The sequence below is a fragment of the Burkholderia sp. AU27893 genome (genome assembly GCF_002223205.1).
Classification (GTDB): domain Bacteria; phylum Pseudomonadota; class Gammaproteobacteria; order Burkholderiales; family Burkholderiaceae; genus Burkholderia.
Genome location: NZ_NKFD01000001.1, coordinates 218,102 through 243,597, shown reverse-complemented (window position 1 = coordinate 243,597; position 25,496 = coordinate 218,102). Strand labels below are relative to the sequence as shown.

The window sequence follows — 25,496 nt, the reverse complement described above, 5'->3', positions numbered from 1 at the left end:
GCGCTCCGCGTCACTTCGCCTTCACGCGGCGCACATGTTCTTCGAGCTCGGAGAACGACGGGCGCTCGGTCGAGAACAGCACCTTGCGGCCGAATTCGACCGCGATCGCCGGCGCATAGCCGTTCAGCGTCGCGAGGATCGTCACCTTGATGCACTGGAACATCTTGGTCGACTCGGCGACGCGCTGCTCCGCGAGGCTCGCGAGCGGCCCGATCAGCCCGTACGACAGCAGGATCCCGAGGAACGTGCCGACCAGCGCCTGCGCGATCATCGCGCCGAGCACTGCGGGCGGCTTGTCGGCCGACGCCATCGTGTGCACGACGCCCATCACGGCCGCGACGATGCCGAACGCCGGCATCGCGTCGCCGACGCGCATCAGCGCATGCGCGGGGCCTTCGCCTTCCGCGTGGTGCGTCTCGATCTCCTCGTCCATCAGGCTCTCGATCTCGAACGCGTTCATGTTGCCGCCCACCATCAGGCGCAGGTAGTCGGTCAGGAATTCGACGATGTGGTGATCGGCGAGGATCTTCGGGTATTGCGTGAAGATCGGGCTCTTTTCCGGGTCGTCGATGTCGGCCTCGAGCGTGAGCGTGCCTTCCTTGCGTGCCTTCGCGAGCAGCACGTAAAGAAGCGCCATCAGCTCCATGTAGACATCCTTCGTGTATTTCGAGCCCTTGAAGAGCGTCGGCAGCACGCGCAGCGTGGCCTTGATGGTCTTGCCGCCGTTGCCGAGGATGAACGCGCCGACACCCGCGCCCACGATCATCAGGATCTCGACGGGCTGGATCAAGGCGCCCAGATGCCCGCCTGCCAGCGCATAACCGCCGAAGACGGACAACAGCGTCACGAGTGTTCCCACGATAATCAGCACTGCCTGTCCCTCACGAATGACCGGCGGGGAGACCGCCGTTAAACAGGTTTACGGCAGTCGGCAGGAAAACTTTCGCGGGCGGCCAGGCGGCGGCCCGACGGTGTTTACCAGCAATTCGCAGACGATTCGCGCCATCCGGCACGGCCTGAACGCCCCGCCCGGCGCTGCTCAGGCCGCGGCAGCGGCCAGTTCGGCGCGCGCGGCGGCGGCCTTGCGGGTCTTGCCCGCGCGCGACGGCGGCTGGCAGAGGCCGCAGACGAAACCTTGATGTGGATCATGCGCATGCGCGACGAAGTGACCGCCGCAGCGCGTGCACGGGGTCATCTGCAGCATCCCCGAATCGAAGAAGCGCACGAGCGTCCACGCGCGCGTGAGGCTCAGCGCGGCCTCGTCGCCGGACAGGTTCACGTGCTCCAGATAGAGCCGGTACGCCTTCACGATCGACTGGATCGGCTCGCAGCGGCCGTGGTCCTGCATGAACCGGTAGATGTTGTAGAACAGCGACGAGTGGATGTTCGGCTGCCACGTCATGAACCAGTCGGTCGAGAACGGCAGCATCCCCTTCGGCGGCGACACGCCCTTCAGTTCCTTGTACAGCTTGATCAGACGGTCCCGCGACAGGCTCGTCTCCGCTTCCAGCAGTTGCAGCCGGGCGCCCAGTTCGATCAGTTCGATGGCGAGGGTGATTTCCTTCACCTCGATCACGACGCTTTTGCTTGCCATGGTGATAACCGTCCGCTTGACGTTATTCGGATGGATGGCCAATACGCTGCCCACCGGCGCGGCACGCCGGGACACACGCAAGGCGGGATGGATCAGCGGACGCCTTCGACCTGCTGCCCGGCCATCAGGATGGCCGAGTGGGCGTGCGCGACGACATCGCTGCGGCCCTTGTCGGCGAGCGACGAGAGCAGCGCATGATCATCGAAGCGGAAGCGGCACAGCATCTGGTTCGACGCGGCCAGCTTCACGGTCTGCGCGAGCGTGAGGTTGGCGAGCACGTCGGCGAGTTCCTGGGAAATGCCCATGCGGAACATGCCCATCGCTTTGTCTTCCCGCAGCAGGCGTTGCGCGAGGAGGAGGTACGACAGGTTGACCTCTTTGATCTCACTGAGCATTTCGCTGGTAGCGCTCATGATTCCCCCGTTAAAGAGCTTTGCTTTGGCCATTCGTGTTATGAAAACGTTTGCTCGATCAGGGCGCTCTTGGCGCTCAGTCGGCTCGTTTATAGTCTTACAGGGCGAATTTTGGCCAAACGGCATTTATGCCGGTATCAGCGAAGTGGCGTATGCCATGCAGGATTTGTCTGTAAACCGTGTAGGAATTTTTCCGACAAGGCGAATTGGAAGGCTCAATTGGGGAAACGGCTGGCAGCGCGAATTCGGCTGTGATGTGTCCGATGGCCTCCGCTCGGTAGCGGAAGGCTTGCCAGCAAGGCTGCCGGCAATCGGATCGGTAAAAATTATAGTGCTTTTTCACGAAGACGCAACAATAGTTGCGTCTATCTCCATTCCTGTTTCCGCGCCCTTTTTATCGGGGTTTTCGCGTATTTCATCGTGTAACAAGCCTTAAGTGTTTGAAAAAACACTCGAACCCCTCAGGGCGATATCGATAATGGACTCCAATGGGCGGCGGCGCGAGCCGTGCCGGCCCGCCCCGCAGCTTGCCGTCCGGCGCCCCGCGCACCCCGCCCAGGGCACGGCCACGTACCGCCAACCGCGTACGCCGGCGAGTTCCGCAACGTTGCACGCGATCCGCACCGGCGCCCCCGCGCCCCCGGATCGAAACAGGAGAACATCCATGCGAATTGCCCAGATCGCGCCGCTTTACGAAGCCGTTCCGCCGAAACTCTACGGCGGCACCGAGCGTGTCGTGTCCTACCTCACCGAAGCGCTCGTCGATCTCGGCCACGACGTGACCCTGTTCGCCAGCGGCGACTCCGTCACGTCGGCCCGTCTCGAGGCGGCCTGGCCGCGCGCACTGCGGCTCGACCCGTCGATCCGCGATTCGATGGCGCCCCATATGCGGCTCCTCGAAAAGGTGGCCCGGGTCGCGCACGAATTCGACGTGCTGCACTTCCACCTCGACTACCTGCCGTTCCCGCTGATGTCGCGCCTCGACACGCCGTACGTGACGACGCTGCACGGCCGCCTCGACCTGCCGGAGCTGCAGCCGGTGTTCGACGCGTTCCCGGACGCGCCGGTCGTGTCGATCTCGAACAACCAGCGCAAGCCGCTGCCGCAGGCCGCGTGGGCCGGCACCGTGTATCACGGGCTGCCCGACACGCTGCTCACGCCGCAACCGGGCGTGAAGCCCGAATACCTCGCGTTCCTCGGCCGGATCTGCCCGGAAAAGCGCGTCGACACCGCGATCCGGATCGCCGCGCAAAGCGGGCTGCCGCTGAAGATCGCCGCGAAGGTCGACAAGGCCGACGCCGACTACTTCAAGGAAGTGATCGAGCCGCTGCTCGACCAGGCGCACGTCGAATTCATCGGCGAGATCAACGAGGCGCAGAAGCCCGCGTTCCTGTCCGGCGCGAAGGCGTTGCTGTTCCCGATCGACTGGCCGGAGCCGTTCGGCCTGGTGATGATCGAGGCGATGGCCTGCGGCACGCCGGTCGTCGCGTTCAATCGCGGCTCGGTGCCCGAGGTGATCGAGGACGGCGTGACCGGCTTCATCGTCGAGGACGTGCAGGGCGCGGTCGGCGCGCTGCACCGGATCGACAGCCTGTCGCGCACCGCCATCCGCGAACGTTTCGATACGCGCTTCAGCTCGAAAGCCATGGCGCAGCGATATGTCGAAACTTACGAATCGCTTTGCACGGGAGCCCGTCAACCGGCATTGCGCCGGGTCGCCGGCGCCTGACACGGAATGCCGCAAGGAAATATGCCGTAATCCATTCCCGCGCCGAAATTGGCGCGGATAACAAAAGAGCCGCATCTCGATGCGGCTCTTTTGTTCGGGTTTTCGGTCATTCGATGAGGAAACGATCGCGGTTTTTACCGACGATCCAATTCGGCGGCTTGCCTCGCCCGCTCCAGGTCGCGCCCGACTTCGGATCGCGGTATTTCGGGGGCAGCGGCGCCTTCTTCGGCGGACGCCCGCGCTTCGCTCGCTCCGCGAAGCCCAGATCCTGGGCGGTCAGCCCATATTCGGCAATCTTTTGCTGGACTTCCGCAATCACCGCCGCCACTTCCTGGCGGCGTACATCGTCCGCCTGGGCTTGCAGATCGGCGATCTGCGCCTTGAGTTTCGCGTATTGAGACATTTTTTGACTCCCCTTTTGATGATGCGGCCCCGGCGAATCCGGCCGGGACACCAACATCCGTTACGCCATCCGCACTGCCGCCCTGCCCTTCGAAATTAATGCTGTCATCTTTAACCGAATCGGCTATATCGAGAATGCGGACTTATTCTAATAAAAGGCATTCGTCAGCTATTCAAATTTAACAATCGTTGACCCTCCCCCACCCGATTCATTTCCTATAATCCAGACCAATTCCGGGTGACGGTTTAAATCCGTCGCGTCGTCCGGTTGTCTTCAATCCACTTGAACGAGGTCCTTACATGAATCTTTCTCAGCGTCTCGCTGCAGAGGTATTCGGCACGTTCTGGCTGGTGCTCGGCGGGTGCGGAAGCGCCGTGCTGGCCGCCGCCTTTCCGGGCCTCGGCATCGGCTTTGCCGGCGTCGCACTTGCCTTCGGCCTGACTGTGCTGACGATGGCATTCGCAATTGGCCACATTTCGGGCTGCCACCTGAACCCGGCAGTGAGCGTCGGCCTGACGGTCGCCGGCCGCTTCCCCGCCCGCGATCTCGTGCCGTACATCGTCGCGCAGGTGGTCGGCGCGACGCTCGGCGCGTTCGTGCTGTACCTGATCGCGACCGGCAAGCCGGGCTTCGACGTCGTCGGCAGCGGCTTTGCGACGAACGGCTTCGGCGAGCGCTCGCCCGGCCACTACGCACTCAGTTCGGCGTTCATTTGCGAAGTCGTGATGACGGGCTTCTTCCTGTTCGTGATCCTGGGCGCCACCGACAAGCGCGGCGTGCCGGCCGGCTTTGCGCCGATCGCGATCGGCCTGTGCCTGACGCTGATCCACCTGATCTCGATTCCGGTCACCAACACGTCGGTGAACCCGGCCCGCTCGACCGGCCCCGCGCTGTTCGTGGGCGGCGATGCGATCGGCCAACTCTGGCTGTTCTGGGTGGCACCGATCATCGGCGCGGTACTCGCCGGGATCATCTATCCGCTGGTCGCGGGGCGTGACGACGCCGTCGACCTGCTGCCGGCATCGGCTCGCACAAGCGAATAAAACACTACGGGGTCAAGCGAGCAGAGCAGCGAGCCTCACGCTGTCGAAGAAGATCGAGGCAGGTTATTTCGACGGGCGCCACAGGCGCCCGTTTTTCATTTCCGCCCCCGCAGGGCGCTCAGGAGGCGGCGACGTTGTCTTCGAGCGAGAACAGCGTGCGCAGGTGGCGGGCGACGCCCGCGTCGAAGTTGTTGCCGATCCGCGGGATGTGCGGAAGCCGCGCGACCAGGTCGGGATTCGCGTTGTTCATCATGAACGCGTGGCCGGCGGTTTCGAGCAGGTCGATATCGTTCATGTTGTCGCCGAACGCGATGCAGTGGCCGGTGTCGACGCCGAGCCGTGCGAGCACCGAGCGCAACGCGCGGCCCTTCGACACGTTCGCGGTCATTACCTCGAGGCAGTCGGGCAGCGAGTACGTGACGTACAGCGCATCGCCGAAGCGCACGCGCATCTGCTCGGCGACGACCGCCAGATCGGCCGGATCGCCGATGTACAGCACCTTCGCGATATCCGCGCCGTCATGCGCGGGCATGTCGATCACGTCGTAGCGGAAGCCCGAATCCTGGTGGAATTCGAGCAGGTGCGGCGCGTCGCGGTCGATCAGCCAGCCCTGGTCGGTGAACAGGTTGACGATCACGCGGCCATGCGCGCCGACGACATCGGGCTGCACCAGGCCGCGGACGATCGCCGGATCGATGTCCTGCGCGTGGATCGTCGTGTCGTCCGGCGCATGCACGCGCGCGCCGTTCGACGTGATCAGGTACGGCCGGATGCCGAGCACGTCGCGAATGCCGGCGACGTCCGCGTAATGGCGCCCGGTGGCGATCACGAACTGCAGGCCGTCGCGGTCGAGCCGGCGGACGGTGTCGATCGTGTACGGATCGAGCTGGTGATCGCTGTTCAGCAGGGTACCGTCGAGATCGGTGGCGATGACTTTGTACATGGGACGGGAGAAAGGCGCTCAGGGCTCTGCGGAACGGCCATTTTAACGTCGGGCCCGGTTGCCCGCCGGATGGTTCCGGCCGATTGCCGCCTGCGGCGCGGTTGCGGTGTGCTGCCCTCCCGCCTCGACACGCCGTCAGCGCCCTTCCGCTGCCCGCAGCGCCTGCAGCGCGAGCCGCAGCGCGCCGTGCGCGGAATCGTCGAGCGGCGCGCGCAGCCGCCCGGCGTGGCGCGCCGGCACGGCCGGTGCGAGGGCTTCCGCTAATCCGCCGCACAGCGCGACCGGCAGCGCCTGCTGCGGATCGAGCGCGTCGATCATCTTGCCGATCTCGTCGCCCGCCTGCGCGATCAGCGCGCTCGCGACCGGATGCGCACGATGCGCGAACACGATCGGCGCAAGCCGCGCGTAGATCGTCTGGTTCGCATCGCACGACCACTGGACGAGCGCGTCGCGATCCTGCGCGCCTGTTTCTGCGAGCAGCGCGCTGGCGAACGCATCGCGCGGCACGCGGCCGTCGAGCGCCTGCTGCGCATACGCGAGCGCGCGCATGCCGAGCCATGCGCCGCTCGCCTCGTCGCCGGACGGGAAGCCGAAGCCGCCGGCGATCCGGCACGCGCCGGCCGCATCGAGCGCGGCGGCGATGCTGCCGGTGCCGAGCGCGACGATCAGCCCCGGCGCGCCGCCGTGGGCGCCGACGACGGTCGTATAGGCGTCGCTTTCGACCGCGAGCGCGCCGAGCGGCGCCTGCGTGCGGAACGCGGCCAGCCACGCCGCATTGTTGACGCCCGCGAGCCCGCAGCCGAGCGCGCACTGCGACCAGTCGAATGCATAACCGGCCTGGGTGAATGCGTCCGCGCAGGCTGCGCCGATCGACGCCCACGCGCGCTCGATGCCGAGCCCGAGCCCCGACGGGCCGCCGCGCCCCTGCGCGAGCTCGCGCCCGTGCCGGTCGGCCAGCACCGCGCGCGTGCCCGTGCCGCCGCCGTCGATGCCGATCGCAAAAAGTAATGCCGCCATGCCTTCATCCCGCTGATTCGAACAGGCGCCAAGCTTAACCGGATCGGCGCCGTGCGCCCATCTGCCGTTCGGCCGGCTGTTCCATGAAAAGGGCTTCCGCTATGCTGACGCGATCGAATCGAAACGGAAAGCGAGGCAGACGATGTCGCAGCGGTGCAACTGGGTGAAGACGGAAGCGGATGCTCACTATCACGATACCGAGTGGGGCGTGCCGTCGCACGACGATCGCCACCTGTTCGAAATGCTGATCCTGGAAGGCGCGCAGGCCGGATTGTCGTGGTCGACGATCCTGAACAAGCGCGCGGGCTATCGCGAAGCCTTTGCGGATTTCGACGTCGATGCCGTCGCGCGCTTCACGCCGAAACGTATCGAGAAGCTGCTGGAGAATCCCGGCATCGTGCGCAACCGCGCGAAGGTCGAATCGGCGGTCACCAATGCGCGCGCCGTGCAGCGCATCCGCGAAGAGCACGGGTCGCTCGCCGCGTTCCTGTGGTCGTTCGTCGGCGATACGCCGGTCCAGAACGCGTGGCAGTCGTACCGCGACGCGCCCGCGTCGACCGAACAGTCCGACGCGCTCAGCAAAGCGCTGAAGGCGTATGGCTGCAAGTTCGTCGGGTCGACGATCTGCTACGCGCTGATGCAGGCCACCGGCATGGTCAACGATCACGAGGTCGGTTGCCCGTGCCACGGGCAATGCGCGGCGCTCGGCGGCAAGCCGGCCGCACGCCGGCGCAAGGCGGGCTGACGGGGCGAGGCGGGCCGTCGGCGCGGGCAGCTGCCGCCTGCCAGCCGGTTACCACGGCCCAGCGCCGGTTACGCCGCCCGCTCACCGCTCTCGACGCGCTGCGCGGCGCGCCCCCCTCACCTTGCGGCGCGCGACGACGCCGGTCCAACCGCCCGGGTGCTGCGCGCGGCCCGCACACGGGCGCTGCGCTTCTTCACCCAGATGCAGACGCCCGTCACGCTCAGCATCGCGATCACGATACCGAGCGCGCTCACCGCGGCACGCCCCGCGACGCCGGCGATCCGCCCCGAGTGCAGCGGAAACTGCGCCTGCATGAACAGGTCGCCGGCCGAACCGCGGCCCGGCACCTGGGCGGCGACGGGCTTGCCGGTCACGGCGTCCCAGTAAAGCCACGCATTGCCGAGCCCGACGTCGCCGTGATCGTTGCCGGGCGTAAAGAACCCGACCGCATAGGCATTCATCGCCGGCGCGAACAGCAGCGCGCCGGGCGGCGCGGCGAAACCTGCGTCGCGCCCGGCCGCGCGCGCGATCTCGACGATCCGCTCGCGCGGCAGCATCGTGCTGCCCGGCGCGGCGGGCGGGAAGTGTTCGGGATTCGTGTACGGCGTCTCGGCCAGCGGCGACACCAGCGATACCAGCGGCCGCACGACGGGCACGGCGAGATTCATCGAGATCGACGTGACCGCGACGACCAGCAGCAGCCCCCACACCCACACGCCGCCCGAGCGGTGCAGGTCGAACACCAGCGGATAGCCGCCGCGGCGCACGCGGAACGCGAACGACTTGCGCCAGCTCTTCGGGTTCGGAAACGCCAGCACGAGCGCGATCAGGCAGTCGATCGCCCATGCGATGCCGACGACGCCCATTACCCAGAACCCGAAGTTGATCCCGCCGTACACGGGCAGGAACAGCGAGTAGTGCAGCCGGTAGATGAACGGCATCAGGTCGAGCCGCGCGACCGACAGCGCGCCCCATTCGCGGCGGCCTTGCACCGCACCGGTCGCGGGATCGACGGCGATCTGGCTGAAGCCGAGAACGTACGGCTGGCCCGTTGCCGGGTCGGTGCGCGGCATCACGCCTGCCTGCAGCGTGTGGCCCGGCTCGATCGCGAGCGGCAGATAGGTCACCTGCACGCGCGGATCGGCAGCCTCGATGCGCGTCGCGAGCGCGAGCGGATCAAGCCGCGCCGCATCGCTACGGGCGGTGTAGAAGTCCGGGTTCAGTGCCGCGTCGAGTTCGTGATCCCACGCGATCAGCGCGCCGGTAAGGCCCGCGACGAACAGAAACAGCGCGATCGCGAGGCCGAACCAGCGATGCAGGCGGACGAGAAACGGCCGCAGGAACGCGTTCATCGCGCGCCCTGGGAAGGGAAAACGGGCCGGCATGCGCGGCCCCGGTTCAACGGGATGCAGGTCATTTGCGGTCAGGCGCCGCGCACGAGCCGGCCGGCCGCCGCTGGCGAGGCCGGATGCCCTTGCACGCGGCATGGAATTGTTGCGCGTTCGACGGGTTTTGATACGATGCGCAACATTTTATCTAAATGCGAATGCTTCTCACTTGCATTTTTACTTACCCGCCATGACCGCCAGCCTCGCCCGCCCTCCTGTCCGCCCACGTCGCGTGGCCGCCGCCCTTGCCTGCGTTGCCGCGTCGCTCGCGCACGCGGACGATACGCCCGGCGGCGCCACGGCGTTGCCGGCCATCAACGTCACCGCTGCGCATGACTCGCCGCAGCACCTGACCGACACGCTCTCCACCGGTGCGCTCGGCACGCGCCGCCAGCTCGACACGCCGTTCTCGACGACGATCGTCACGTCGGAGGAGCTCGAGGCACGCCAGCCGTACAAGCTCGGCGACGTGTTCGCGAACGACGCATCGGTGTCCGACAACAGCGGCGCGTACAGCGCATGGGCCAGCTACATGACCGTGCGCGGCATGCAGCTCGACTGGCAGAACGGCTACAAGATCGACGGGCTGCCGTTCGTCACGTACGGGATCACGATGCCGTACGAACAGCTCGACCGCGTCGAGCTGCTGAAAGGGCTCGGCGGGTTCCTGTACGGCTTCGTGACGCCCGGCGGCGTCGTCAACTACGTGACGAAGCAGCCGGGTGTCGAACCCGTGCGCAGCGTCGACGTCGGCTACCGGAGCACCAACGTGTGGACCGAGCACGTCGATCTCGGCCAGCGCTTCGGGCCGAACGGCATGTTCGGCGCACGGCTGAACGCGACGCACGAGGAAGGCAAGACGTACAACGACGGCAACATCCGCCGCGACAGCGTCTCGCTCGCGCTGCAGGCGAACCTGACGCGCGACCTGTCGGTGACGTTCGGCGCGCTGTACCAGGACCGCCGCACGACGGGCCAGACGCCGTCGATCTTCACCGGCAGCTACCCGGGCGGCGCACTGCCCGCGACGATCAGCGGCGGCACGACGAACCTCGGCGGCAAGGACCAGTACCTGAACACGAACCTGCAGCTCTACACGGCCGGGCTGCAATACCAGTTCGCGCCCGACTGGCAGCTCGACGTCGCGTACAGCTACAGCAAGGCGACGCGCCGCCGCAACGAAAGCACGCTGTACCTGCAGGACGCGGCCGGCAACTACACCGACAGCCGCTACGTCGGGATGGAGGATCACCGCTTCAGCCAGTGGCGCGCGATGGTCGAGGGCAAGGTGCGCACGGGCCCGTTCAGCCACCAGATCGTGCTCGGCGCGTCGTGGCAGAAGCAGGCGAACGACTATTCGGCGAACAGCGTGTTCGTGCCGCTCGGCGCCGGCAACCTGTATGCGCCGAACCCGTACCGCTACGACAGCCCGCACGGCTTCATCCAGTACCGCACGAGCGAGATCGTGCAGAAGTCGCTGTTCGCGAGCGACACCGTGCAGCTCACCGAGCGGTGGTCGGTGCTCGCCGGCGTGCGCTACATGAACTACGAGCAGCGCTCGTTCCAGGCGAGCGGCGCCGAGGATCCCGGCTACCGCCAGAACGGCGTGGTCACGCCGACGTTCGCGGTGATGGTCAAGCTCGCGCCGACCACCACCGCTTACGCGAGCTACGCCGAATCGCTCGAGCCCGGCAGCCGCGTGAACGACGTCTACGCGAACGCCGGCCAGGTGCTCAAGCCGCTGCGCAGCAAGCAATACGAGCTGGGGATCAAGAGCGAGCACGCGCGCTGGAGCGCGACGGCCGCGCTGTTCCGCATCGAGCGCAGCGCCGAATACGCGAACGCCGCGAACGTCTACGTGCAGGACGGCGAATCGATCATCCAGGGGATCGAGTTCGGTGCCCGTGCGAAATTCGGCGCGCGCTGGAACGCAGGCGTCGACGCGATGCTGCTCGACGCGTGGTACGCGAACGGGATCGGCAACAACGGCAACCGTGTCGCGGGCGCGCCACGTTTCGTGCTCGCCGGCGACATCGGCTACGCGGTGCCGGGCGTGCCGGGGCTGACGCTCGGCGTCGACGCGAAATTCACCGGCGCGACGCCGCTGCGCGCGGCCGGCGGCCTCGACGCGCCGGGTTTTCTCGTCGTCAATGCGGGGGCACGCTACCTGACCCGGGTCGGCCGCCACGATGTGACGCTGCGCGCGTCGATCGACAACGTGCTGAACCGCCGTTACTGGGAATACCAGTACGCGGACTACGTGAAGCCGGGCGACCCGCGCACGGTGAGCCTGAGCGCGAAGATCGACTTCTGAACGGCGGCCCGGCGGTCGCAAACCGCCGGCCATCAGCCACTAGCCGGAATGGCCGCCCCGCCACGGCCCCCCGGGATTTTCCCGGACCCCAAAAGCAAAACGGCGGAGCGGCTTCTTTCGAAGCACGCTCCGCCGTTTCGCGGCGAACCGTAAGACGCTCTTAGTGGAGCTTCTTCGGCAGCATCTGGCTGCGCAGGCGCTTGTGCAGGCGCTTGACGGCTGCTGCCTTCTTGCGCTTGCGGACTGCGGTCGGCTTTTCGTAGGACTGGCGTTCGCGCAGTTCAGCGATCAGGCCATTTTTTTCGATAGCACGGCGAAAGCGGCGAATCGCCACTTCGAACGGCTCGTTTTCTTTCAGAAGAATCGTCGTCATGTCGTTCCTAAATTGCTTAAACGGTCAAAAACGTAGCGGCCAAGCGCCACGCACCGGCCATCCGAGCGTCCCCACAAACAGGCGAAACGAGCGGAAATACGGCCTCGGAGGCCGGAAAAGAGAGGCGGAAAGCACCGCGAGTACGCTTCACAACCGCGTGCAGCGCCGCGTTTGACTGCCAGCAGACATGCCGAAAACGGCAGAGGCTTGACAGAAATCTCAATTCAGCCCGCCATCATAGCAGAGAATCACAGACAAAACTACCCTTTTGCATTCCCCGGTTCGTCGCTCCGCGTGGCGCGGCCGCTCATCGCGTCGAACGGGGCCGGGCGCCGCGCCTGCCGGCGGCCCGGCCGGCCAAGCCGGGCGGGCCTTTCGGCCGACAACCATCCTTCCGTCCCGAATTTACCCAAACATCCCTCTAAAGTTTTCGCCGGGTGCCGCCGTCAACCAGGAAAGGCGGGCAGCGCCAGTCGCGATAAAGCGCAACGCCGATATCAGAACCTGTCTGTATCCCAGGCATTTTCCAAAACGAGGAAGCAAATGCTGAACATCAACACCAACATCCTTTCGCTGACGACGCAGACGAATCTGTCGGGCTCGCAAAGCGCACTGTCGCAAGCAATCAACCGCCTGTCGTCGGGCAAGCGCATCAACACCGCTGCTGACGATGCAGCCGGCCTGGCGATCTCGACGTCGCAAACGGCGGCAATCAATGCGCTGACGCAAGGTGTTGCAAACGCGAACAACGGCATCTCGATGATCCAGACCGCCAACGGCGCGCTGCAATCGACGGTCGACAACCTGCAGCGTATCCGTACGCTGGCGCAACAAGCCGGCGACGGCTCGCTGGATTCGAGCGCTCGCGCGAACCTGCAAGCTGAAGTGTCGACGCGTCTCGGCGAAATCGACCGTGTCGCATCGCAAACGACGTTCAACAGCCAGACCATCCTGGGCGGCGCAGGCAGCGTCACGTTCCAGATCGGCGCAGCAGCGAACCAGGTCGTTACCGTCGACTTCGGCACGGCGAACTGGAACAGCACGGGCATGAGCGTGAACACCCTGAGCGTCGCCACCCAGTCGGGCGCGCAATCGGCGATCACGGCAATCGACGCGGCACTGAAGCAAGTCAACACGTTCCAGGCAACGCTCGGCGCAGCACAGAACACGTTCCAGGCTGCGATCTCGACGACGCAAACCCAGGCAACCAACATGACCGCCGCTCGCTCGCAGATCACCGACGCGGACTTCGCGACGGAAACGGCGAACCTGAGCAAGGCGCAAGTGCTGCAACAAGCCGGTATCTCGGTTCTGGCGCAAGCGAACTCGCTGCCGCAGCAAGTCCTGAAGCTCCTCGGCTAATCGAGCAGCACCCGCGGCGGGCCACGCGCCCGCCCGCCTCCGGGCCCGGCGGCGTCGCCATGCAACGCATCGCGACGCCGCCGAAACCGCCCAGACCAGAATTTTCCAGGGAGGCACGCCTCCCTCTTTGCATTGAACCGCGGCGCCCCGCCGCATCGCGCACGTTGATTGCGCGGACGACCGGAGCAACGGCATGGCCACCACGACCCCCGTCAGCAGCACGGACATCACCACCCTCCTGTCGCAGGCCGGACAGTCGATCATCAGCGGCGCGACCAATTCGTCGCTCGACGTCAACACGCTCGTCACGACGCTGGTGAACGCGAAGACGGCCGGGCAATTGCAGACCCTGCAGACCCGCCAGACGAACGACAACACGCAGCTGTCCGCGATCGGCCAGTTGAAGAGTGCGCTGTCCGCGCTGCAGACCGCGCTCACCGGCCTCTCGAACGGCACCACGCTCGGCAGCCTGGCCGCGACGGCGAGCGGCAGCGGTGTCGCGACGACGGTCACGAGCGGCAGCGGCGCGGTGGCCGGTTCGTATTCGGTCAATGTCACGCAGCTCGCGACCGCCAACAAGCTGTCGTCGGCCGGCGTGACGTCGGCGGACACGATCTCGGCCGGCTCGCTGAGCATCACGTTCGGCAGCAACCCCGCATTCAACGTCAACGTGGCGGCCGGCGCATCGCTGTCCGACATCGCGTCGTCGATCAACTCCGCGTCCGGCAATGCCGGCGTCACCGCGTCGGTCATCACCGGTTCGGACGGCCAGCATCTCGTGATGCAGTCGAACGCCACCGGCGCGGCCAACACGATCTCGATCTCGGGCACGGGCGTCAACTCGAAACTGACGTCGGGGTACACGACGGTCACGCCGGCCGCCGACGCGAAGCTGACGATCGACGGCACGCCGGTGTCGAGCGCGTCGAACAACGTGACGGGCGCGCTGACGGGCGTCACGCTGGCGCTGTCGCAGGCCGCTGTCGGCACGACGCAAACCGTCACGCTGTCGCAGGACACGGCCGCGGCGACGACCGCGATCACCAATTTCGCGACCGCATATACCAACTTCGTGACTACCGCGAAATCGCTGACGAGCTACGACCCGACGGCGAAGACCGCCGGCCCGCTGCTCGGCGACGCGATGATGAACACGATCAGGAACACGCTCGCGACGACGCTCAGCAGCGGCGTCACGACGGGCGGCACGACCTATGCGCTCGGCAGCATCGGCATCAACGTGGACTCGACCGGCGCGATGTCGGTCGACACCGCCGCGCTGACCACCGCGCTCAAGTCGAACAGTTCCGCGGTGACGGCGATCTTCAACCAGACGAACGGCATCGCCCAGGCGCTCAATGCGAACATCAACACGTACACGCAGACGTCCGGCCTGATCGACCAGCGCACCACCGCGATCAATGCCGACCTGACGAGCGTGCAGAATCAGGCCACGCAACTGCAGACCTACTCGAACCAGCTGACCACGCAATACACCGCGCAGTTCACCGCGCTGAACACGCTGATGGCGCAGATGGCGAACAACACCCGCTACCTGACCCAGCTGTTCGGCGGCCAGAACAGCGCGGGCGCGATGGCCACCAACAAGTAAGTCGCAACCGCACCGAACGGAACTGACCATGACGAACGACACCCTGTCCCGCGCCTTCGACCTGACCCGTGCCATGCAGTCGGCGGCGGACGCACGCGACTGGGTGCGCGTCGCGGCCCTCGTCGACGAACGCTCGCCGCTGCTGATGAACCTGACCGGCGAGCAGACCCCGGACGCGCTGGACCAGGTGCGGCAGATCATGGCGATCGACGCGTCGATCACCGAGCATGCGCAGACGGACCGCGACCGCCTGGCTGCGGAATTTGCGCAGTCCCAGGAGCGGATCAAGGCCGCGAGCCAGTACCAGAAGGCCGGCTTGCTGTGACCGGCCGGGCGTCGCGCCCGCCGCGCAGGTCGAATTAAAAGACGCCGCCAGTCGAGCGGACCGTTGTCGCCGTACCGTCGAGCCGCTTCAATGCGGCTTTTTTTCGCCGACGGGCGGCAGCGCGAGCCGGATCGCGCCGGCTACGGCCGCGTCAATCATCTCGGGCGGCCGGCCCGATGATGCGCGAGCGCGGCTTCCAGCCGTGGCGCGATCCTGCTCGTCACGCGCCCCCGGGCGCCGTCTCGCCGGACGCGTAGCAGGCCCACATGCCGTGCAGCGCGTCCTCCAGGTTGCGCGCGAAGCGCGACGCGTCGCACAGCGGCGACGCGAGCGCGCGCTCGCGCAGCGTTGCACGCAGCGTCGCCAGCCCGTCGCGGTCGCGCGCGAACGCGACGGCCTTCGCGAGGTACGCCGCCTCGTCTTCCGCGATCCATTCGCCCATGCCCGCCGCGTGCAGCAGACTTTCGCAAATGTGCGTGACGAACCGGCCGCCCTTCATCCCGAGCACCGGCACGCCCATCCACAGCGCTTCGGCCGTGGTCGTGCCGCCCGGGTACGGGAACGGGCTCAGCGCGATGTCGATGCGGTTATACGCGGCGAAGTACTCCGCACGCGGCGAACCGCCTTCGAGAATCAGCCGCTCCGCGCCGATGCCGTGCCGCGCGAAGCGGTCGAGCGTCGCCTGGTTCACATCGCCGGCGCCGAGCTCATGGGCCTTCAGCAGCAGGCGCGCGTCCGGCAGCGCGTGCAGGATGCGCGACCACAGCGCGACGACCTCGTCGCTGATCTTGATCAGCTTGCCGAAACAGCCGAACGTGATGCCGCCATGAGCCGCCATCGGCAGCGGGCCGACCGCGACATCGTACGGCGGCGGCGTGAAGCACAGGTAGCTGTCCGGCAGCCGCCACGGCCGTTCGGTGAAGTGATGCGCCTCGTCGGCCGGTAGCGTATGCGCATCGCCGATGAAATAGTCGATCGCGCGGCAACCGGTCGTCGCGAAGAAACCGAGCCAGCTCGCCTGCACCGGCGCGGGCTTGTGCCCGAAGATCGGCAGGCCGCTCCAGTTGGTATGGCCTGCCATATCGATCAGGATGTCGATGCCGTCGTCGCGAATCAGTTGCGCGGCCTCCTCGCGGCCCAGGCTGACCACCTTCTTCCAGCTCGCGAAGTTCGGCCGGAGCCGCGTGGTCACATCGTCCTCGCCGACGAACGTCACATAGGCGTGCGGCTCGATGCGCGACCGGTCGATCCGCGCGAGCACGCTTTCCAGGAAGATGCCGACCGGGTGCTGGCGCAGGTCGCCCGACACGAAGCCGACGCGTAGCGGCCGCCCCTGCGCCTGCGCGATGCGCTGCGCGCGGTCGTGCTCGAACGGACGCGCGTCGCGCTCGAGATGCTCGCCGTAGCGGCGCGCTTCGGCGACCCACTCCTGCGGCTCGAACGCGGGCGAACTCGACATGTTGAACAGCATCCGCGAGTACGCGCGATGCAGGTCGAACCGGATCGCCGTGCGGAATGCGTCCAGCGCGCCGGCGAGATCGCCTTTCGCCCACAGGATGTCGCCGAGCGTCATCTGGACCTTCAGCGGATCGATGCCGAGCTCCCGCGCGATCTCGGTGTGCTTCATCGCCTCGTCGAGCTTCTCGAGCCGAAACAGCGCGGCGGCGAGGTTGTGATGCGCGTCGGCATCGTCCGGGTTCAGGTCGATCGCATGCCGGTGGCTCAACTCCGCGGCGGCCAGCAAGTTGAGGTTGTGATACGCGAAGCCAAGGAAGTTGTATGCGTCGGCCAGTTCGGGATCAAGCTCAATCGCACGCCGGCACACCTGCACCGCCTGCCCGTATTCGCCCTGCTGGTTGCGCACATCGCCGAGCCACGCCCATGCCCGTGCATGCGCAGGGTCGATCGCGACCGCCTGCTCGAGCAGTTCGAGCGCCTTGTCGAAATCGCCGATGCGCTGCAGCAGCCTGGCCAGTACGCAGTGCGCGTCCGCGTCGCCCGGATCGAGCCCCTCGCGCGCATGGTCGACCGCACCCCGCAGATCACCTGCCGCGCGCAGCGTCGCGCTCAACCCCTGGTGCGCGACGCGGAAGCCCGGTTGCAGCGCGATGGCGCGACGATAGGCCTCCGCGGCATCGTCGAATTTCTCCTGCGCATGCAGCGCGTTGCCGAGATTGCAGTACGCATCCGCGTACTGCGGCTGGTGTGCGACCGCCTTGGCGTAGCTCGCGGCCGCCGCTTCGTGCTCGCCGAGATCCTGCAGCGCGTTGCCGAGGTTGTTGTATGCCTCCGCGTAACCGGGCCGCAGCTCGATCGCGCGCGCACAGCTCTGCATCGCAGCCGTCGGTTCGCGCGCGTCGCGCAACGCGTTGCCGAGGTTGTTGTGCGCTTCCGGATAGTCCGGCCGCAGCCCCACCGCGCGACGATAGTGCGCGATCGCGTCATCGAGCCGGCCGCTTTCGCGCAGCATGTTGCCCAGGTTGTTGAAGTACGACGCGTCCGGCCGCGCGACGAGCGATTGCTCCATCAGTGCGAGCCCCGCGTCGTACTGCTTCAGCTGGCACGCCAGCAGCCCGAGGAAATGCAGCGCATCCGGCTGGCCCGGCTGCGCGGTGAGGATCGCGTCGTACAGCGTCTTCGCTTCGGCGAGACGCCCTGCCTGGTGATGCGCCAGCGCCGCCTGCAGCGTGTCGTGGATATCGTTCATGCTTCGTGTTCCGAGTTCGTATAGCGTTGCCACATGCCGATGAACGCCGCTTCGAGATGCGCGGCGAACCGGCGCGCGTCGCACAGCGGCGACGCGAGCAGCTGCGCGCGCAGCCCGGCGCGCAGCGTCGCCAGCTGCTCGCGATCGCGCACCGCCGCGATCGCCTTCGCGACGTAGGCGTCCTCGCCGTCAGCAACCCATTCGCCCATGCCCGCCGCGTGCAGCACGCTCTCGCAGATGTGCGTGACGAACCGGCTGCCCTTCATGCCGAGCACCGGCACGCCCATCCACAGCGCTTCGGCGGAGGTCGTGCCGCCCGGGTACGGGAACGGGCTCAGCGCGACGTCGATGCGGTTATAGGCGCCGAAGTATTCCGCGCGCGGCGAACCGCCCTCGAGGATCAGCCGGTCCGCGTCGATGCCATGCCGCGCGAAGCGCGCGGCGGTCGCGTCGCGCACGCCCTCGCGGCCGAGTTCGTGCGCCTTGAGCAGCAGCCGCGCGTCCGGCAGCGCGTGCAGGATGCGCGACCACGCGCGCACGACGTCGTCGCCGACCTTCACGAGCTGGCCGAAGCAACCGAACGTCGGACGGCTGCTCGCCGCCATCGGCAGCGGGCCGACCTCGACGTCGCAGGCCGGCGGCGTGAAGCACAGGAAGCTGTCCGGCAGCCGCCATGGCTTCTCGACGAAGTGATGCGCTTCGGCGTCCGGCAGCGTGTAGCGGTCGCCGATGAAGTAATCGATGGCATCGCAGCCGGTCGACGCGAAAAAGCCCAGCCAGCTCGCCTGTACCGGCGCGGGTTTCCAGCCGAACACGGCCAACCCGCTCGACTGCGTATGGCCCGCGAGGTCGACGAGGACGTCGATTTCGTCGTCGTGAATCATCCGCGCGGCCGCGTCCGGACCCAGCGCGGCGATCGAGCGCCAGCCGCTCGCGTGCGGCTTCAGTTTCGCGGTGATCGCGTCCTCCACGTCCGTGGTCACGTACACGCGCAGGTCGATGCGCGTGCGCTCGAGGTGCGCCAGCACGCTTTCCAGGAAGATGCCGACCGGATGCAGGCGCAGGTCGCCGGACACGAAGCCGACACGCAGTGGCCGCCCCCCCGCGCGCGCGGCCCGCTCGCGCGGATCGTGCGTAAAGCGCGTCGAACGCGCGGCCAGGTGCCGGCCGTAGCGCCGCGCGTCGGCCAGGTAGTCGGCGGGGTTTACGCAAGCGGACGCCGCCGCGCTGAACAGCAACCGGTTCAGCACGGTCGCCGCGACGTCGTCGGCGTCGTCGCGCACCAGCGCAAGCGCATCGCGATACGCGTGGACCGCGGCATCGACGTTGCCCTGCGCGCGCAGGATGTCGCCGAGATTGACGTGCATCAACACGGCCGGCGGGCCGGCCTGCAACGCCTGCCGGCAATACACGAGCGCCTCGTCGAGCCGCTGCAGCTTCAGCAGCACGACGGACAGGTTGTGGCACGCGCCGGCGTCCGCCGGATTCAGCGTGACGGCCGTGCGATGGCTCGCCTGCGCCGCGTCGAGCCGCTCCAGTCCGTGATACGCGTTGCCCGCGTGGTTGTGCGCTTCGGCGAGGTTCGGCGCGAGCCGGATCGCGTCCTGCGCATGCGTGAGCGCTTCCGCGCAGCGCAGTTGCTTGTGACGCACGGCGCTCAGGTTCGCGTGGGCCATCGCCATCGACGGGTCCAGCTCGATCGCGCGGCCGTAATGCGTGGCGGCGCCGTCAAGGTCGCCCAGATCCTGCAGCGCGTTGCCGAGGTTGTTGTACGCCTGCGCATAATCGGGCCGCAGCTCGATCGCGCGTGCGCAGCTCGCCATGGCAGCCGTCGGCTCGCGCGCGTCGCGCAACGCGTTGCCGAGGTTGTTGTGCGCCTCCGGGTAATCCGGCCGCAGCGCCACCGCGCGACGGTAGTGCGTGATGGCGTCGTCGAGCCGGCCGCTTTCGCGCAGCATGTTGCCCAGGTTGTTGAAGTACGACGCGTCCGGCCGCGCGACGAGCGATTGCTCCATCAATGCGAGCCCCGCGTCGTACTGCTTCAGCTGGCACGCCAGCAACCCGAGGAAATGCAGCGCATCCGGCTGGCCCGGCTGCGCGGTGAGGATCGTGTCGTACAGCGTCTTCGCTTCCGCGAGACGCCCGGCCTGATGATGCGCGAGCGCCGCCTGCAATGCCTGTCCTGTTCCGTCCATCTCGTCTGCTCTGCTCAATAGGGATGCGGTTCGCGTCCGAAGTCGATCAGCCGGCGGCCGTGCCCGATCGTCACGGCCGATGCCGCCGTCTCATCGCGCACCATCCCGACGACGGTGTCGCGCACGCGCCACCGGCCGGAATGACGATCACGTCGGCCGGCGCGGTGTTCAGCGCGAGGGGCGCGATGTTCCGCTTGCCGCCGGCGTGGAAATGCCCACGCGCGTCACGTCGTGAGCGGCCTCACACGGAGGCGCCCGGCGCGGCTTCGACGTGCTGCGCCCACATGCCGTGCAGTGCATCCTCGAAGTGGCGCGCGAAGCGGGGCGCGTCGCACAGCGGCGACGCGAGCACCTGCGCGCGCAGCGTCGTGCGCAGCGCCGCCAGCTCGGCAGGCTGGCCGACCCGCGCGACGGCCTGCGCAACATATGTGTCATCGTCGTCCGCGATCCACTCGGGCAGCCGCGCCGCATGCAGCAGGCTCTCGGCGATGTGCGACAGGAAGCGCTCGCCGCGCCGGCACAGCACGGGCACGCCCATCCACAGCGCTTCGGCGGTCGTCGTGCCGCCCGGATACGGGAACGGGCTCAGCATCAGGTCGACGCGCCGGTACGCGGCCAGGTACTCGGCGCGCGGCGAGCGGCCTTCGAGGATCAGGCGCCGCGCGTCGATGCCGTGCGCCGCGAAGCGCGCGGCAAGCGCCTGCTGCTCGCGTGGATCGTCGAGATGCTCCGCCTTCACGAACAGCTTCGCGCCCGCGACCGATTGCAGCACGCGCGACCAGACCGCGACGACGCGATCGGTGATCTTCGCGAGCTTGCCGAAATAGCCGAAGGTCGGATGGCCGTTCGCGAGCATCGGCAGCGCGCCGACGTCGACAGGCTCGGCCGGCGGCGTGAAGCACAGATAGCTGTCCGGCAGATGCCACGGCCGCTCGGTGAAATGCGCGGCCTCGGCGGGCGGCAGCACGTGACGGTCGCCGATCACATAGTCGATCGCGCGCACGCCGGTGCTCGCGAAATAACCGGGCCAGCTCGCCTGCAGCGGCGCCGGCTTCCACGCGAACAGCGGCAGGCGGTTGTGGACCGTGTGGCCCGCCGCGTCGAGCAGCACGTCGATGCGGTCCGCGCGGATCCGCGCGGCCGCCGCTTCGTCGCTCAGGCCGGCAATGCAGGTCCACGTCGCGAAGGCCGGCTTCAGGCGGGCGGTCACGTCGTCCTCGACGTCGCGGGTCGGGTACGCATGCATCTCGATCCGATTCGCGTCGAGATGCTTCAGCATGCTCTCGATGAAATAGCCGACCGGATGCGCCTTCAGGTCGCCCGACACGATGCCGACCTTCAGCGGTCGCCCGGCGCGGGCGGTCAGGTCGACGAGCCAGTCCGTCCACGGCGTCGCGCCCCGCGTGACGACTTCGTCATAGCGCGCGGCCTCGGCGAGATAAGCGTCGTGGTCGAACGCTTCGCTGCAGTGGCTCGCGAACAGCAGGTTGCTGCGCGGCTCCGGCAGTTCGGGGCGCAGCGCGACCGCGTGCCGGTAAGCCTCGAGCGCGGCCGGAATCTCGTTCAGGTCGAACAGCGCATTCGCAAGGTTGTTGTAGGCCTGGCCGTTGTCCGGCTTCAGTGCGATGGCCTGGCAGAACGCATCGACGGCCGCGCGGGCGTCGCCGGCGAGCCGCAGCGCGTTGCCGCGGTTGTTGTACGCATCGACGTAATCGGGTCGCAGCTCGATGGCGAGCCGGAAGCACTCGGCGGCGGCGGCGTGACGGTTGTCCGCCTGCATCACGTTGCCGAGGTTGTAGTAATAGATCGCGTCGGGCTTGACCTCGATCGCCGCCATGATCAGGTCGGATGCCTCCCGATAGCGCCCGTACTGATGGCCGATCAGGCCGAGGAGGTGAAGCGCGTCCGCGTGCCGGGGATCGGTGTCGAGGATCCGCCGGTACAGCGTCTCGGCCTCTTCCAGCCGGTCGGCCTGATGGTGCGCCAGCGCCTGTTCGATCGTGGCGGCGGCGGGGGAGGTGGGCATCATGATGCTTAGGTCGTCCTGGTAGCCAATACGGGATTCGAATCGCGGCCGGCACCGCTGCGTCGGCGCACGCCTTCGCTCGCGGACGCACGCACCGACGGTCTCCGACGTGTCCGAATTCTCCCCGCGCACGCCGCGTTCCAATCGGGCGAGCAGGTGCTGGAATTGGTCGCAATTCCCGCGACTGCGAGCCGCACCCCGCGGCCGCCCTGAATGCGCGCCGGACACCCGCGAATCCATCGAAATGCGGGGTGAAACCACCCGCTAATCCGACATTCGATCCTGGCGGCGCTCGCTAGACTTGATCGCAGAAAGATGACCGACCTGCGACGCTCGAACGGTTGCGCATTCCGATGCCGCCGCGCCGACGCGCGCTCGTCCGGTCACACCCTTTGTGCCTGGAGCCCTGTGTATGCACGAATCAGCGATCATCACCAACGCAGATGGCGATCAGCTCGCGGCGCGCCGCGAACTGTTCGACCTGATGCAGACCTACCCCGCGACGCGCGAGGAACTGGAACGGTCGCTCGGCCTGTTCGTGCGCGGCTCGCTCCTCGCACGCATTCTCGCGACCTTCGAGATCTATCAAAAAATCGTGCCGCTGCCGGGCGCGATCCTCGATCTCGGCACGTGGCGCGGGCAGACCGCCGTGCTGTGCGAGAACTTCCGCGCGATTCTCGAGCCGCTGAACTTCCAGCGCCGCATCCACGCATTCGATACGTTCACCGGCTACACGGGCTTCGCCGAACACGACACGCGCGACCGCAAGCTGTTCTCCGACGGCACGTACTCGCTGTCCGGCGAGTACGCCGACCTGCTGCGCAAGCTGCTGAACCTGCACGAGCGCAGCAACGCGATGGGGCACGTGCATGACAAGCACCACGTGTGGGAAGGCGACTGTCGCAACACGCTGGCGGCATTCGGCGAAGCGCATCCCGGCGAGATGGTCGCGCTCGCGTGGTTCGACCTGAACGTGATCGAGCCGACCCGGCACGCGTTCGACGCGGTGATGGAGCGGCTGGTGCCCGGCGGCATCGTCGCGTTCTGGCAGCTCACCCGCGGCGGCCAGCTGCCCGCGGAAGGCATCCATTACCTGCGCGACCTGCTCGGCAACCGTCCGCACCAGATCCACAAGGCGGCGGCCTATCCGTCGCTGTGCTACCTGTCATTCCCCGAGGGTGGAGGCACACGCAAATGAAAATCGCGATCCTCGGCAACGGCATTCTCGGCCTGATGACGGCCCGCGCATGGCAGCGGGCGGACCCGGGCGTCGAGCTCGTGATCGTCGGCCACGCGCATCGGCCCGGCTCGGCCACGCGCGCCGCGGCGGCGATGCTCAATTCGTTTACCGAGCTGGAAGGCGATTCGCTCGGCACGCCGATCGACCGCTTCAAGTTCGAGCTGAGCCGTGGCGCGACGGCGGCCTGGCCCGCCGTATTCGCCGAAATCTGCACGCCGGCGCGCGCGATCGCGTACGGCTTCGGCACCTTCGTGCTGAACAACGCGGCGACCGACGCGCTCGACGACGAGAACTTCGCGGCCATGCAGCGGTTCTGTCGCGAATTCGAGGAGCCCTGCGAGGCAGTCGATCCGTCAGGCATCCCGAACTATCATCCGGACCCGCGCTATCGCGCGCTGAAGGCGGTCTTCCTGAAGCGCGAAGGCTGGGTCAATCCGAAACAGTTTCTCGACGCGCTGACCGAGTCGGTCGCGCAAGCCGGCAACGTGCGCTTCGTCGACGCCGAGGTCGAGCGGCTCGACACCGCGGCCGGACGCGTCACCGGAGCCCGCCTGTCCGATGGCAGCGTGCTCGGCGCGGACCGCTTCATCCTCTGCAACGGCGCCAACGTGACGCGCGTGCTGCAGGCGAGCCTGCCCGAGCTGCCGGTGCAGCGGATGTTCTACGGCATCGGCATGTCGATCGAACTGCAGAGCGCGGAGAACGTGCACACACACTGCGTGCGCACGACCAACCGCGGCCTCGCGTGCGGCGTGTATTCGGCGCCGCACGGGCCTGACCGGACCCTCGTCGGCGCCAGCAATTACATCAGCCCGGTGCCGCACGACCACGGCCACGCCGGCAGCGCGTACACGCTGCTGAAGTCCGCGATGGACCAGATCAACACCCGCTTCTCGCGCGCGAACCTGCTCAACGTCAACGTCGGCTGGCGGCCGACGACGTCCGACCTGTATCCGCTGTTCGGCGAAACCAGCGTGCGCGACCTGTGGATTCTCGGCGGCACCAAGCGTGACGGCTTCCACCTGTCGCCGGTGCTGTGCCGCGATCTCGTCGCGGCGATGCGCGGCGAGCCGATCGATCCGCGCTACGCGGAACTCGCGCCCGAACGCAAGCTGATCCGCAACATGACGCGCGAGGCCGCGATCGCGAAGACGGTACGCCATCAGATCAACGCCGCGTACCAGCACGACTTCGTGCCGGCGCGCAACCGCATGGTCGAACAGCTCCAGAACGCGATCCGTACGGATCTCGAGGCGCTGCACGACAAGCTGGGCGCGACGGACTGGGGCATTCCGCCCGAGCTCGTCGACATGTACCGGTACGGCCACATTCCAGCATGAGCGGTGCGACCATGAACCGCGACGCGAAGCGGGTGGCGATCGTCCAGTCCAACTACATTCCGTGGAAGGGCTACTTCGACCTGATCGCCGCCAGCGACGAGTTCATCCTCTACGACGACGCGCAGTACACGCGCCGCGACTGGCGCAACCGCAACCAGATCAAGACGCCGCAGGGCGTGCAATGGCTGAGCGTGCCGGTGAAGGTGAAGGGCAAGTATCACCAGTCGATCCGCGAAACCGAGATCGACGGCGCCGACTGGGCGCCGCTGCACTGGAAGGCCCTGCAGCAGAACTACGCGCGCGCGCCGCACTTCGCCCGCTATGCGGACGAGCTCGAAGCGCTCTACACCGGCCGCACCTACGGGATGCTGAGCGAGCTGAATGTCGCGATGCTGACGTGGGTCCTCCGGCAACTGGAGATCGGCACGCGCGTGTCGTCGACGTCGGACTATGCGCTGCACGGCGACCGCACCGAGAAGCTGCTGAACCTGTGCGTGCAGGCGGGCGCGACCGAGTACCTGTCCGGCCCGGCCGCGCGCAGCTACCTCGACGAGAACCTGTTCGCCGATGCCGGCGTCGCGGTGCGCTGGTTCGACTATCCGGCCTATCCCGAGTATCCGCAGCAGTGGGGCGACTTCGTCCACGGCGTGACGGTGCTCGACGTGCTGTTCAACTGCGGTCCCGAAGCGCGCCGGTACGCGCTGACCTCGAAAGACTGAGGCGATGT

The 25,496-nt window shown here is 67.3% G+C and carries 22 protein-coding genes; 11 read left to right on the top strand and 11 right to left on the bottom strand.

Annotated features, from left to right (window positions below; all coding sequences use genetic code 11):
- Positions 1-10: 10 nt before the first annotated feature.
- The 3 genes from motA to flhD all read right to left on the bottom strand — a co-directional run bounded on the left by motA (position 11) and on the right by flhD (position 2,007).
- Entirely contained in the window at positions 11-871 is an 861-nt protein-coding gene (gene motA, locus CFB47_RS01090; RefSeq protein ID WP_011350592.1) for a flagellar motor stator protein MotA, read from the bottom strand.
- Between the two features lie 168 nt (positions 872-1,039).
- Positions 1,040-1,594, bottom strand: coding sequence for a flagellar transcriptional regulator FlhC (flhC, locus tag CFB47_RS01085; protein WP_034209584.1), 555 nt, complete (start codon positions 1,592-1,594; stop codon positions 1,040-1,042).
- A 92-nt stretch (positions 1,595-1,686) separates the two neighbouring features.
- Positions 1,687-2,007: a flagellar transcriptional regulator FlhD gene (gene flhD / locus CFB47_RS01080; protein WP_011350590.1), complete on the bottom strand. Its 321-nt coding sequence runs from the start codon at positions 2,005-2,007 to the stop codon at positions 1,687-1,689.
- On the opposite strand from flhD, the gene CFB47_RS41610 reads away from it, so the two are divergent.
- Both CFB47_RS41610 and CFB47_RS01070 read left to right on the top strand, forming a co-directional pair.
- Positions 2,006-2,443 carry a hypothetical protein gene (locus CFB47_RS41610; RefSeq protein WP_256946633.1) on the top strand — a complete coding sequence of 146 codons (438 nt, stop codon included), beginning with the start codon at positions 2,006-2,008 and terminating at the stop codon, positions 2,441-2,443. The two genes, flhD and CFB47_RS41610, sit on opposite strands and share 2 nt — an antisense overlap.
- Positions 2,444-2,671: 228 nt before the next feature.
- Positions 2,672-3,736, top strand: coding sequence for a glycosyltransferase family 4 protein (locus CFB47_RS01070; RefSeq protein WP_046547453.1), 1,065 nt, complete (start codon positions 2,672-2,674; stop codon positions 3,734-3,736).
- 106 nt (positions 3,737-3,842) lie between these two features.
- Here CFB47_RS01070 and CFB47_RS01065 read toward each other — a convergent pair whose 3' ends face one another.
- The gene (locus tag CFB47_RS01065) at positions 3,843-4,139 is read right to left on the bottom strand and encodes an H-NS histone family protein (RefSeq protein WP_021162849.1); all 297 of its coding nucleotides are present in this window, start codon (positions 4,137-4,139) and stop codon (positions 3,843-3,845) included.
- Between the two features lie 299 nt (positions 4,140-4,438).
- Between CFB47_RS01065 and aqpZ the strand changes: the two genes are divergently transcribed.
- Complete coding sequence (aqpZ, locus tag CFB47_RS01060; protein ID WP_089424232.1) at positions 4,439-5,182, top strand: aquaporin Z; 744 nt, start codon at positions 4,439-4,441, stop codon at positions 5,180-5,182.
- Between the two features lie 118 nt (positions 5,183-5,300).
- On the opposite strand, the gene CFB47_RS01055 is transcribed toward aqpZ, so the two are convergent.
- Both CFB47_RS01055 and CFB47_RS01050 read right to left on the bottom strand, forming a co-directional pair.
- Positions 5,301-6,125: a Cof-type HAD-IIB family hydrolase gene (locus CFB47_RS01055; protein WP_089460305.1), complete on the bottom strand. Its 825-nt coding sequence runs from the start codon at positions 6,123-6,125 to the stop codon at positions 5,301-5,303.
- Between the two features lie 135 nt (positions 6,126-6,260).
- A complete protein-coding gene (locus tag CFB47_RS01050) occupies positions 6,261-7,142 on the bottom strand; it encodes a BadF/BadG/BcrA/BcrD ATPase family protein (RefSeq protein ID WP_089460304.1) in 882 nt (293 codons plus the stop codon).
- A gap of 142 nt (positions 7,143-7,284) precedes the next feature.
- Between CFB47_RS01050 and CFB47_RS01045 the strand changes: the two genes are divergently transcribed.
- Positions 7,285-7,887, top strand: a complete 603-nt coding sequence (locus CFB47_RS01045; RefSeq protein ID WP_089460303.1) for a DNA-3-methyladenine glycosylase I — start codon at positions 7,285-7,287, stop codon at positions 7,885-7,887.
- Positions 7,888-8,003: 116 nt separating this feature from the next.
- On the opposite strand, the gene CFB47_RS01040 is transcribed toward CFB47_RS01045, so the two are convergent.
- Positions 8,004-9,239, bottom strand: coding sequence for a PepSY domain-containing protein (locus CFB47_RS01040; protein ID WP_089460302.1), 1,236 nt, complete (start codon positions 9,237-9,239; stop codon positions 8,004-8,006).
- A gap of 226 nt (positions 9,240-9,465) precedes the next feature.
- Between CFB47_RS01040 and CFB47_RS01030 the strand changes: the two genes are divergently transcribed.
- Positions 9,466-11,589 (top strand): TonB-dependent siderophore receptor, encoded by a 2,124-nt coding sequence (locus CFB47_RS01030; RefSeq protein WP_089460301.1) that lies wholly within the window; start codon positions 9,466-9,468, stop codon positions 11,587-11,589.
- Positions 11,590-11,749: 160 nt separating this feature from the next.
- Here CFB47_RS01030 and rpsU read toward each other — a convergent pair whose 3' ends face one another.
- On the bottom strand, positions 11,750-11,962 hold the full coding sequence (gene rpsU, locus CFB47_RS01025) for a 30S ribosomal protein S21 (protein WP_006401410.1): 213 nt from the start codon (positions 11,960-11,962) through the stop codon (positions 11,750-11,752).
- Between the two features lie 543 nt (positions 11,963-12,505).
- Between rpsU and CFB47_RS01020 the strand changes: the two genes are divergently transcribed.
- From CFB47_RS01020 to CFB47_RS01010, 3 genes are all read left to right on the top strand, one after another.
- Positions 12,506-13,324, top strand: a complete 819-nt coding sequence (locus CFB47_RS01020; protein WP_089438970.1) for a flagellin domain-containing protein — start codon at positions 12,506-12,508, stop codon at positions 13,322-13,324.
- A gap of 193 nt (positions 13,325-13,517) precedes the next feature.
- Positions 13,518-14,936 carry a flagellar filament capping protein FliD gene (gene fliD / locus CFB47_RS01015; protein WP_089455383.1) on the top strand — a complete coding sequence of 473 codons (1,419 nt, stop codon included), beginning with the start codon at positions 13,518-13,520 and terminating at the stop codon, positions 14,934-14,936.
- Between the two features lie 28 nt (positions 14,937-14,964).
- Positions 14,965-15,261: a flagellar protein FliT gene (locus CFB47_RS01010; RefSeq protein ID WP_089460300.1), complete on the top strand. Its 297-nt coding sequence runs from the start codon at positions 14,965-14,967 to the stop codon at positions 15,259-15,261.
- Positions 15,262-15,481: 220 nt separating this feature from the next.
- Here the strand turns inward: CFB47_RS01010 and CFB47_RS01005 are convergent, their stop codons facing one another.
- From CFB47_RS01005 to CFB47_RS00995, 3 genes are all read right to left on the bottom strand, one after another.
- Positions 15,482-17,968, bottom strand: a complete 2,487-nt coding sequence (locus CFB47_RS01005) for a tetratricopeptide repeat protein (RefSeq protein ID WP_089460299.1) — start codon at positions 17,966-17,968, stop codon at positions 15,482-15,484.
- Positions 17,965-20,163 (bottom strand): glycosyltransferase family 41 protein, encoded by a 2,199-nt coding sequence (locus CFB47_RS01000; protein WP_089460298.1) that lies wholly within the window; start codon positions 20,161-20,163, stop codon positions 17,965-17,967. Before CFB47_RS01000 ends, CFB47_RS01005 begins: the two co-directional genes overlap by 4 nt.
- Before the next feature lie 241 nt (positions 20,164-20,404).
- Entirely contained in the window at positions 20,405-22,192 is a 1,788-nt protein-coding gene (locus CFB47_RS00995; protein WP_089460297.1) for a tetratricopeptide repeat protein, read from the bottom strand.
- Positions 22,193-22,601: 409 nt separating this feature from the next.
- Here CFB47_RS00995 and CFB47_RS00990 point away from each other — a divergent pair, with 409 nt between their 5' ends.
- Genes CFB47_RS00990 through CFB47_RS00980 form a run of 3 tightly spaced genes read left to right on the top strand, consistent with a single transcriptional unit; the run spans position 22,602 to position 25,488 of the window.
- On the top strand, positions 22,602-23,387 hold the full coding sequence (locus CFB47_RS00990; RefSeq protein WP_089460296.1) for a class I SAM-dependent methyltransferase: 786 nt from the start codon (positions 22,602-22,604) through the stop codon (positions 23,385-23,387).
- On the top strand, positions 23,384-24,769 hold the full coding sequence (locus CFB47_RS00985; RefSeq protein ID WP_089460295.1) for an FAD-binding oxidoreductase: 1,386 nt from the start codon (positions 23,384-23,386) through the stop codon (positions 24,767-24,769). The genes CFB47_RS00990 and CFB47_RS00985 overlap by 4 nt, the downstream gene beginning before the upstream one ends.
- Positions 24,766-25,488 (top strand): WbqC family protein, encoded by a 723-nt coding sequence (locus CFB47_RS00980; protein WP_089460294.1) that lies wholly within the window; start codon positions 24,766-24,768, stop codon positions 25,486-25,488. The genes CFB47_RS00985 and CFB47_RS00980 overlap by 4 nt, the downstream gene beginning before the upstream one ends.
- The last annotated feature ends 8 nt before the right edge of the window (positions 25,489-25,496 follow it).

Excerpts from the sequence above, each read along its gene's own strand:
- CFB47_RS01070 (WP_046547453.1), top strand. The coding sequence starts at position 2,672 with ATGCGAATTGCCCAGATCGCGCCGCTTTACGAAGCCGTTCCGCCGAAA.
- fliD (WP_089455383.1), top strand. The coding sequence starts at position 13,518 with ATGGCCACCACGACCCCCGTCAGCAGCACGGACATCACCACCCTCCTG.
- CFB47_RS01030 (WP_089460301.1), top strand. The coding sequence starts at position 9,466 with ATGACCGCCAGCCTCGCCCGCCCTCCTGTCCGCCCACGTCGCGTGGCC.
- rpsU (WP_006401410.1), bottom strand. The coding sequence starts at position 11,962 with ATGACGACGATTCTTCTGAAAGAAAACGAGCCGTTCGAAGTGGCGATT.
- CFB47_RS00980 (WP_089460294.1), top strand. The coding sequence starts at position 24,766 with ATGAGCGGTGCGACCATGAACCGCGACGCGAAGCGGGTGGCGATCGTC.
- flhD (WP_011350590.1), bottom strand. The coding sequence starts at position 2,007 with ATGAGCGCTACCAGCGAAATGCTCAGTGAGATCAAAGAGGTCAACCTG.
- CFB47_RS00990 (WP_089460296.1), top strand. The coding sequence starts at position 22,602 with ATGCACGAATCAGCGATCATCACCAACGCAGATGGCGATCAGCTCGCG.
- CFB47_RS01000 (WP_089460298.1), bottom strand. The coding sequence starts at position 20,163 with ATGGACGGAACAGGACAGGCATTGCAGGCGGCGCTCGCGCATCATCAG.
- aqpZ (WP_089424232.1), top strand. The coding sequence starts at position 4,439 with ATGAATCTTTCTCAGCGTCTCGCTGCAGAGGTATTCGGCACGTTCTGG.
- CFB47_RS01050 (WP_089460304.1), bottom strand. The coding sequence starts at position 7,142 with ATGGCGGCATTACTTTTTGCGATCGGCATCGACGGCGGCGGCACGGGC.
- CFB47_RS01005 (WP_089460299.1), bottom strand. The coding sequence starts at position 17,968 with ATGAACGATATCCACGACACGCTGCAGGCGGCGCTGGCGCATCACCAG.
- CFB47_RS01065 (WP_021162849.1), bottom strand. The coding sequence starts at position 4,139 with ATGTCTCAATACGCGAAACTCAAGGCGCAGATCGCCGATCTGCAAGCC.
- CFB47_RS00985 (WP_089460295.1), top strand. The coding sequence starts at position 23,384 with ATGAAAATCGCGATCCTCGGCAACGGCATTCTCGGCCTGATGACGGCC.
- CFB47_RS00995 (WP_089460297.1), bottom strand. The coding sequence starts at position 22,192 with ATGATGCCCACCTCCCCCGCCGCCGCCACGATCGAACAGGCGCTGGCG.
- CFB47_RS01045 (WP_089460303.1), top strand. The coding sequence starts at position 7,285 with ATGTCGCAGCGGTGCAACTGGGTGAAGACGGAAGCGGATGCTCACTAT.
- CFB47_RS41610 (WP_256946633.1), top strand. The coding sequence starts at position 2,006 with ATGATTCCCCCGTTAAAGAGCTTTGCTTTGGCCATTCGTGTTATGAAA.
- CFB47_RS01040 (WP_089460302.1), bottom strand. The coding sequence starts at position 9,239 with ATGAACGCGTTCCTGCGGCCGTTTCTCGTCCGCCTGCATCGCTGGTTC.
- CFB47_RS01055 (WP_089460305.1), bottom strand. The coding sequence starts at position 6,125 with ATGTACAAAGTCATCGCCACCGATCTCGACGGTACCCTGCTGAACAGC.
- CFB47_RS01010 (WP_089460300.1), top strand. The coding sequence starts at position 14,965 with ATGACGAACGACACCCTGTCCCGCGCCTTCGACCTGACCCGTGCCATG.
- flhC (WP_034209584.1), bottom strand. The coding sequence starts at position 1,594 with ATGGCAAGCAAAAGCGTCGTGATCGAGGTGAAGGAAATCACCCTCGCC.
- CFB47_RS01020 (WP_089438970.1), top strand. The coding sequence starts at position 12,506 with ATGCTGAACATCAACACCAACATCCTTTCGCTGACGACGCAGACGAAT.